Raw genomic sequence first — 7,679 nt, 5'->3', positions numbered from 1 at the left:
TTGAAGGTGGCCCACCACGGTTTGGCGACCTCGACGGGCGAAGACTTTATTAAAGGCCTGCGGCCGCGTTGGGCCCTGATCAGCGCGGGGGAGGGCAATCGCTACCGTCTGCCGCATGCGGCGGTCTTAAGGCGGCTCACGGAATCCGGCGCAAGTTTGTTACGCACGGACAAGATGGGTCAGGTGGAGATCGAGACGGATGGAAGGGAGATCTTCATCCGGAGATTTATTGACGGGCCATCTCCCAGCCGCTGGTCCGCCATCCGAGCGGCGGCTTTCGGATCAGGGTCATGACGACCGGGACCTCGCTGCCGTCGGCGAGCTTGACCAGGAGGAAGCTGGTGGCGATGTCTTTTTGCAGCTCTTGCACGTCCTTGACCTCGACGCTGCTCACCGGATTGGCGGCGAAGACGCTTTCTTTGTATTTTTTGCCGTACTTCTTGAAGAATTTCTGCGCGATCGAGGCGGTCTTGGCCTGGGAAGGCACCCGCCCGCCGCAGGCAGCGAGGCAGAGGGAAAGAACCAGGAATAGGGGGAGGAGTTTTTTCATGCTCGGGGAAACTAAACAGATATGCCCGGGACCGGCAAGGGCTATTGTAGGGGCGAACCTTGTGTTCGCCCCTACGAGGCCCGTTTGCGCTGAAAGTCCAGGATGAGCTCGACCAGCTCCCGCGTGATCCTCCCCGTCGCGCCCCAGATGACGTGCTGCTTGTACTGGAAATAGGGCATCTCCGTCTGGGCGTTGAAGAACTCGCCGCGCTCCAGGCGGAGATTCTGCGGCTCGAGCAGGTGCTCGAGGGGGACCTCGATGATCCCGGCGATCTCCTGCCGGTTGAGGCGGTACTCGTAAGGGTGGGGGATGACCCCGACGAAGGGGGTGATGTGGTAGCCGGTCGGGGTGACGAGCTCGTTCAACTCGCCCAGGACCTCGACGCCCTCGGGGCGAATGCCCAGCTCTTCCTCGGTCTCGCGAAGCGCCGTGGCCTTGAGGTCGTTGTCGCAGCTCTCCCACATCCCGCCGGGGAAGGCGATCTGCCCCTTGTGGTCCCGGACCTCCATGCTGCGCTGGGTGAACAGGATTTGATATTGCCCGTTTTGCAGGAACAAGGGCACCAGGACCGCCGCCGGGGTGAGGTCGTTGAGCGGTACGGGCTCTTTTTTGCGTTGCCTCAGGATGTGGGCGATGGTCTCGCGCATGGTGCCTTTCCGTGGCTTAACGTTCTAGCGCGTTGGCCGGGGAGATCAAGTCGCTTTCGGCCGGTCCGGAATCGGACGAGGAGCCCGGCGCGAGTTCGCTGCGGGCGCGCTCGGCCTCGGTTTGGGCCACCGCCGTGGGGTTGAGGCCGCCGTTCAGGATCGTCGCCTCGGCCTGGGCGAAGCGCGTCTGGCTGCCCTTCGGCACCCGCAGGTGGTAGCCGGCGGGGATTTTCCGCGCGTCCGAGAGGACGGCCTCGGAGAAGTGCGGGTTGAGGTGGACGATCTCGTCCCAGTTCGCGCCCGCCGCCGTGGTCAGCTGGCCGAAGAATTGCGGGCTCTTGGGGTAGTAGTATTCGTATTTCAGCGCCGGCTTGATCTTCAGCTTGCCGAAGTGCTTGGGATATTGATTGGCGAGCTCGAGGGCCGCGAGGAAACAGGGATAGAAATTCCGCGAGGCGAAGCCGTAGACCCCGCCGGAATAGTTGAGGATGATCGTCGCGATGTCGTCGGTGCCCAGGACGCTCATCGCCCGCTGCATGGTCCCGCGGCCCGAGTTGTAGGCGTTGATCGCCAGGGGCCAGTTGCCCAGGGCCTCGTAATTGGACTTGAGCAGCTTCGCGGCGGCGTGGCTGGCCATGATCGGGTCGTTGCGCTCGTCGGCGATCGAGTCGATGCTCACGTATAGCCGGCCCGTGCTGGGCATGAACTGCCAGATCCCGCTCGCCCCGACCTTGCTGCGGGCCTTCATGTTGAACATCGACTCGACGAAGACCAGCCGTGTGATCTCGACCGGGACGCCGTGGCTGCTGAAGATGTCCTCGATCTCTTCCAAATATTGTCCGGAGGCCTCGAGGCCCGCGGTGAACTTGTCTTGGATGCCGGTCTGGCTGCGGATGCGGCCGTCCTCGGTCGCAGCCAGGAATTTGAGGGGGTCGGGATCGGATTGAAAGAGGTCGTAGAGGCGGCGCTCCTCGGCGTCGAGCTGGGCGGGCGTGTAGTCGCCCTGGTGGAGCTTGAGCAGCATGGCCCGGATCCGGTCCTTCTCGCCCTGGATGCGCTCCTTGCGCAGGGCGCGGCGCGCCGCCGGGCTTAGAGTCGCGCTGTCGTAGATGTCGCTGAAGTCCAGGACCGAGTAGATCACGCGCAGGTTTTTGGTGTCGTGAAAGACCTCATGGCGCCGGTCGTACTTGGAGTAGACGAGCTTCCAGAAGTCCACCGCGTGTTTGATTTCGGGAGGCACCTCGAAGCGGTGATGGACCAACTTTCGCCCCTCGTGGTTGGTAAGGTAATTAGCGCGCTCGGTCGCCTCGCCCTTGCCCTTCTTTTTCTTCTTGGCCTTTTTCTCGACGGGCGGAGGCGGCGCCTCGGAGAGCAGGAGGGGCGGCGCGCCGGGCGGCAGGGCCGGCTCGGCGGCGGGCGCGGGGGCGGCCTCGGCCTTGGGGTCTTTTTTCGGCTTGGCGAAGGAGAAGGCGAGGGGCAGGCCCAATAGGGCCAGCACGGCGAGGATCTTTCCGCCTTGGATCAGGAAGGCCTTGTTACCCAGCAAGCGTTTCATGGCGTTCTATTGGTTGAGCAGCGTCTCGAGGATGTCCTGCGCCAATTGTTTTTCCTTCCAAAAATTTTTCCCCTTGCCGTTCAAGATGAAAGAATAGACGAAGGGGTGATTTTTTTCCGAGTTTTTGGGGTAAACGTAACCGGACAGCGAACTCACGCCGTTCAGGGTGCCCGTCTTGCCCAAAAAGCGTCCGGCCAAATCGCTGTTACGAAATTTCCTCTTCAGTGTACCATCCACGCCCAGCACGCTCAAAGAGGAAATGAACTCGCCGCGCAGTTTCGGGTCTTGGTAGGCGGCCTCGAGGACCTCGGCCAGGGTCTCGGCCCGCAGTCGGCTCTTCTTGGAGAGGCCCGAGCCGTTCTCGAGCTCGATGCCCTGGGTGCGGACGCCCATCTCCTTAAGCTTCTTCAAGATTACCTTCACGCCCTTCTCGGTGGTGCCCGGGGCCCCGGCGAATTGGGCCCCCAGCGTCTTGGTCAGCTGCTCGGCCATGAAGTTGTCGGATTTCTTGTTGATCTCCTGGAGGATCTCGCGGAGCGGCGGGCTTTCGGCCTCGACCAAGACCTTGGCCTTGGCCGGCGCGGCCGCGAGCCGGTAGGTCGCGGGGACTTGGATGCCCTGGGCGCGGAGGGCCTCGAGGAGGCGTAGGCCCGCCAGGTCGAGGGGCTGGTGGATGGAGACCTTATAGGTCTGGGGCTCGGATTTGAGCGAGATGCCGCCCTTCACCGCGATGCCCAGGCCCGGCGCCTCGGGGTCGTTGCGGACGATGACCCGGCCCCGCTTTTTGACCGTCGCGACCTCGCCCGAGACGGGAAAGCCGGGGAGGGGAGGTTGGATTTGCACCTCGGCCGGGGCGCCGAGCTTCGGCCCGGGGCTGACGGTCACCTCGATCTGGTTATGGTCCAGCGAAAGGGCGCCGACGCTGCAATTGAAGCCGGCGTCGCGCTGCCGGCCCTCCATCTGGCCCGGGAAGTCCTGACCGTCGAAGTAGCTGCCGTCAATGAGGACTTGGTCGATTTGGCGGAAGCCCTGCTTTTTCAAGGCACGGACCATGGCCTCGAGCCGGTAGCTGTCCAGGCTGGGGTCGCCGAAGCCCTTGAGGGCGAGGACGGGGAGGCGGCCTTGGCGCATGTCGCCCGCGCCGAGGAGCTGGGTCTTAAAGCGGTAATCCGGCCCCACCAGCGCCAGCGCCGCCAGGGTGGTGAGGACCTTCGCGTTGCTGGCCGGGTTGAGCAGCCGGTCGGCGTCCTTCTCGTAGACGACCTTGCCGGTCTCCAGGTCGCGGATGAGGATCCCGTACTGGACATCCTCGGAGGAATGTTGTGAGGTCAGCTCCTCGAGTTCGAGGCGCAGCGGGTTCGCTTGAGCGGCGGGCGCGACTTTGTTAAGGGTGAACGACAGGACGATGAGCGGCAAGGCGAGGAAATTTTTCATTGTTTTTCTTTTTCTCCTAGCGGGCTGCGCCCGTCAAGGGGCTCCTCGCGATTTTACGGTCGCGATCGAGAGTTACCCCGCCAATCTCGATCCCCGCTACCCCAACGACGCCTACTCCAGCAAGCTGCAGCAGCTGATCTTCAACGGCCTGCTCAAGTTCGACGAGGAGATGCGCCTGGTGCCCGACTTGGTCGACGGCTACGAGTATCGCAGCGACACCCGACTGCGCCTGCGGCTGCGGCCCGGGGTGCGCTTCCACGACGGCCGCGAGCTCTCCGCGAAGGACGTCCTCTACACCTTCAAATCGCTGATGGACCCGAAGAAGCGATCGCCGCTCTACGACACCTTCCGTCGCATCGCCGAGATCGAAGCGATCGACGACCTCACTCTCGAGATCGAGCTCGAGGAGCCCTTCGCGCCCTTCTTGACGGCCCTCACCGTGGGCATCGTCCCGCAGGGCGCCGACGAGGCCGCTCCGACGCCCTTCGCCCAGCGCCCGGTTGGCACCGGGCCCTTTCAATGGGTGGGGGCGCGCACGGACCAGTGGATCCGGCTCAAGGCCTTTCCGGATTATTTCGAGGGGGCGCCCAGCATCGGTGGACTCCAATTCAAGACCATCCGCGACGACACGACCCGAGTCCTGCAGCTGCTGCGCGGCGAGGTCGACCTGGTACAGAACGCCGTTCCTCTCGTCATGGCCGAGTGGCTGCGGCGGAAGACCGAGCTCGTCATGGCCAGCGACACTGGCATCAACTACGCCTACCTGGCCTTCAACCTCCGCGACCCGGCCCTGCAGGACCGCCGGGTCCGCGAGGCCGTCGCCCTGGCGATCGACCGGGACAAGTTGATCGAATATCGGCTCAAGGGTTTTGCGAAGAAGGCGACCGGGATCTTGGCCCCCTCCAACTGGTGCTATGAGAAGAACGTCAGCCATTACGACTACGATCCCGAGCGGGCGAAGGCCCTGCTGGAGGAGGCTGGCCTGAAAGACCCCGACGGCCCCGGCCCCAAGCCGCGCTTGAGCCTGACGCTCAAGACCTCCAACAAGCGCGACCGGGTGGCGATGGCTCGCGCCATTGCCGCGCAACTGAAAGAGGTGGGCATCGCGATGGAGGTGAGGCCCTACGAATGGGGGACCTTCTTCCGGGACATCAAGACCGGCAATTTTCAGATGTACAGCTCGACCTGGGTGGGTGTGACCGAGCCGGATATCTATTATTACGCCTTCGCTTCTTCACAGTTTCCGCCCAAGGGGGCCAACCGCGGGTATTATTCCAACTCCGAACTCGACAAGCTGCTCGAGGCGGGGCGGGTCTCCACGGTGACCTCGACGCGGAAGGAGATTTATTCCCAGGTGCAGAAGACCATTTCCCACGACCTGCCCTACGTGAGCCTGTGGTATGAGGACAACGTGGTCTTCACCCGGCCCCAGGTCGAGGGCTACAGCCTGAGGCCCGACGCCTCGCTGTTGGGGCTGACCCGCACCAAGCTCGAGGAAAAACCCCCGACGACGGTAACCGATGCGCAACTACGTCATTAAACGGCTGCTCTTCTTGATCCCCACGCTCTATGTGGTGGTGAGCCTCGTCTTCCTGCTGATCCACCTCGTGCCGGGGGATCCGGTGGACGTGATCTTGGGCGAGCGGGCGATGACCGCCGACCGCGAGCGCCTAAGGCAAGAGCTGAAGCTGGACCGCTCGCTCTGGGTGCAGCACAGCTACTTCATCTCGGGCCTGCTGAAGGGCGACATGGGCGAATCGCTCTACGACCGCAAGCCGGTCACGCAGCTGATCCGAGAAAAGTTCCCCGCCACCTTCAAGCTGGCTCTCTTCGCGATGCTGGTGGCGCTCTCGGTGGGCGTTCCCCTTGGCTTGGTGTCGGCGATCTGGAAGGACGGCGGCGTCGACAACGGCGCGATGTTTTTGGCCCTGTTCGGCATCTCGATCCCTCACTTCTATTTGGGGCCGCTGCTCATTATGGTCTTCTCGATCAAGCTCGGCTGGTTTCCGGTCTCGGGCGACGAGGGCTTTCTCTCCCTCATCCTTCCGGCCTTCACGCTCGGGACGGCCCTGGCGGCGATCCTCTCGCGCATGACCCGGGCCTCGATGCTGGAGGTGATGAAGGCCGACTACGTCCGCACCGCCCGGGCCAAGGGACTGAGCGAGGGGAAGGTCTTGATCAAGCACGCCTTCCGCTCCGCGCTGATCCCGGTCGTGACCATCGTGGGCCTGCAGTTCGGCGCCCTCTTGGCGGGCACCGTCGTCACCGAGAAGATCTTCAACTGGCCCGGCATCGGGAGCCTCCTGCTCGGCGGCATCGAGCGCCGCGACTACCCGGTGGTGCAGGGCTGCGTCCTGACCATCGCCTTCACCTTCATCATGGTCAACATGCTTACGGATTTTTGTTACGCGATGCTCGACCCGAGGGTGAAGCTGGGGAAAGAGGAGACTTGAGCTCTCCCGGGTTTATTTCCATATTGACAAGTGATAACAAATATCAATATTTTGTTATCATGATTCGCACTCAGATAAGCCTGTCGGAACTGGAATACGACCGCGCCAAGGAAGAGGCGAAAAAGCAGGGGATTTCCTTGGCCGAGTTTTTTCGGCGTTCCCTTCGGAATATGCTTCCCGCCTCCCGGGAAAAACCTTGGATGCGTTACGCCGGGCTCGTCGAATCGGGCAATCCCAAATCCAGTCAACAAATCGACCAACTGATCTATGGCCAAAAAGACTGAAGCCTACGTCGACACCTCGGCGCTGATCGCCTTTTTGGACCGTTCCGACAGCTACCACTCTTTGTTCGTGGGCTTATTCTCCGACCCGCCGCGCATCCTGACGACCTCCCTGGTCATCGCGGAGGGGCACGGCTGGTTTTTAAAACGCTACGACGCGTTCCGCGCCCTGCAGTTCATGGCCTTTATCGAAGAATTGCGATCCTTGGAAATAGTCGAGGTCGGACAAAAACAGCTCGCCGACGCGACGAAAGTCCTGCGCCGCTTTTCGGACCAGGACCTGACCTTGGCGGACGCCTGCGGCTTAAGCCTCATGGAGAAGCGGAAAATCCGGCGCTGTTGGTCCACGGATTTCCACTTGGGGCTCACCGGGGTGCCTTTGATCATTCATGCATAACCTTCTCCACGGTACAAGGCTATGAAACTGCCGGTGCAGCTCGAGCTTCGGGGGCTTCCCGTCCTGGTCGCGGGTTGCGGCACGGGGACCGCGCGGGCGCTCTTCGCCTTGGTCGAGGCCGGCGCTCGGGTGACCTTGGCGGCCTCGGGCGAGCTTCCGAAAGAGGTGGAACTTTTGGCGAGCCAGGGGGAGATACGGCGCCTTCGGGCGCCCTTGAAGAAATCCGACATCAAAAGATACCGATTGGTCTTCGCCGCAGGCCCCGGCCGGGTGGACAATCGCCGCATCCTGGCCTGGGCCCGCGCGGCCAAGGTCTGGGCGGGCAGCCTCGAGGCAGGCGGGGAAGGGGAGGTCGCGCCCCT

9 protein-coding genes are annotated in these 7,679 nt (G+C 62.9%); 5 read left to right on the top strand and 4 right to left on the bottom strand.

The genetic code is table 11. The features are described from left to right. Positions 1-226: 226 nt before the first annotated feature. From FBR05_13810 to dacB, 4 genes are all read right to left on the bottom strand, one after another. A complete protein-coding gene (locus FBR05_13810; GenBank protein ID MDL1873252.1) occupies positions 227-550 on the bottom strand; it encodes a hypothetical protein in 324 nt (107 codons plus the stop codon). Between the two features lie 71 nt (positions 551-621). Further along, positions 622-1,197 carry a CoA pyrophosphatase gene (locus FBR05_13805; protein ID MDL1873251.1) on the bottom strand — a complete coding sequence of 192 codons (576 nt, stop codon included), beginning with the start codon at positions 1,195-1,197 and terminating at the stop codon, positions 622-624. 16 nt (positions 1,198-1,213) lie between these two features. Next, complete coding sequence (locus FBR05_13800) at positions 1,214-2,752, bottom strand: lytic transglycosylase domain-containing protein (GenBank protein ID MDL1873250.1); 1,539 nt, start codon at positions 2,750-2,752, stop codon at positions 1,214-1,216. Between the two features lie 6 nt (positions 2,753-2,758). Continuing rightward, a complete protein-coding gene (dacB, locus tag FBR05_13795; GenBank protein ID MDL1873249.1) occupies positions 2,759-4,186 on the bottom strand; it encodes a D-alanyl-D-alanine carboxypeptidase/D-alanyl-D-alanine-endopeptidase in 1,428 nt (475 codons plus the stop codon). On the opposite strand from dacB, the gene FBR05_13790 reads away from it, so the two are divergent. The 5 genes from FBR05_13790 to FBR05_13770 form a co-directional block, all read left to right on the top strand. Continuing rightward, positions 4,158-5,726 carry an ABC transporter substrate-binding protein gene (locus FBR05_13790; GenBank protein ID MDL1873248.1) on the top strand — a complete coding sequence of 523 codons (1,569 nt, stop codon included), beginning with the start codon at positions 4,158-4,160 and terminating at the stop codon, positions 5,724-5,726. The two genes, dacB and FBR05_13790, sit on opposite strands and share 29 nt — an antisense overlap. After that, positions 5,707-6,639 carry an ABC transporter permease gene (locus FBR05_13785; protein MDL1873247.1) on the top strand — a complete coding sequence of 311 codons (933 nt, stop codon included), beginning with the start codon at positions 5,707-5,709 and terminating at the stop codon, positions 6,637-6,639. The genes FBR05_13790 and FBR05_13785 overlap by 20 nt, the downstream gene beginning before the upstream one ends. A gap of 59 nt (positions 6,640-6,698) precedes the next feature. Beyond that, complete coding sequence (locus FBR05_13780) at positions 6,699-6,923, top strand: CopG family transcriptional regulator (GenBank protein ID MDL1873246.1); 225 nt, start codon at positions 6,699-6,701, stop codon at positions 6,921-6,923. Beyond that, on the top strand, positions 6,907-7,317 hold the full coding sequence (locus FBR05_13775) for a type II toxin-antitoxin system VapC family toxin (GenBank protein ID MDL1873245.1): 411 nt from the start codon (positions 6,907-6,909) through the stop codon (positions 7,315-7,317). The genes FBR05_13780 and FBR05_13775 overlap by 17 nt, the downstream gene beginning before the upstream one ends. A 21-nt stretch (positions 7,318-7,338) precedes the next feature. After that, a partial coding sequence (locus tag FBR05_13770; GenBank protein MDL1873244.1) for a hypothetical protein occupies positions 7,339-7,679 on the top strand: 341 nt, incomplete at its 3' end.

The organism is Deltaproteobacteria bacterium PRO3, from assembly GCA_030263375.1.
GTDB lineage: Bacteria > UBA10199 > UBA10199 > DSSB01 > DSSB01 > DSSB01.
The sequence above is the reverse complement of the archived record's forward strand: the minus strand, read 5'-3'. Positions and strand labels throughout refer to the sequence as shown.

Coding starts and splice junctions, on each gene's coding strand:
- FBR05_13810 (MDL1873252.1), bottom strand. CDS start 550: ATGAAAAAACTCCTCCCCCTATTCCTGGTTCTTTCCCTCTGCCTCGCT.
- FBR05_13805 (MDL1873251.1), bottom strand. CDS start 1,197: ATGCGCGAGACCATCGCCCACATCCTGAGGCAACGCAAAAAAGAGCCC.
- FBR05_13800 (MDL1873250.1), bottom strand. CDS start 2,752: ATGAAACGCTTGCTGGGTAACAAGGCCTTCCTGATCCAAGGCGGAAAG.
- FBR05_13790 (MDL1873248.1), top strand. CDS start 4,158: ATGAGCGGCAAGGCGAGGAAATTTTTCATTGTTTTTCTTTTTCTCCTA.
- dacB (MDL1873249.1), bottom strand. CDS start 4,186: ATGAAAAATTTCCTCGCCTTGCCGCTCATCGTCCTGTCGTTCACCCTT.
- FBR05_13785 (MDL1873247.1), top strand. CDS start 5,707: ATGCGCAACTACGTCATTAAACGGCTGCTCTTCTTGATCCCCACGCTC.
- FBR05_13780 (MDL1873246.1), top strand. CDS start 6,699: ATGATTCGCACTCAGATAAGCCTGTCGGAACTGGAATACGACCGCGCC.
- FBR05_13775 (MDL1873245.1), top strand. CDS start 6,907: ATGGCCAAAAAGACTGAAGCCTACGTCGACACCTCGGCGCTGATCGCC.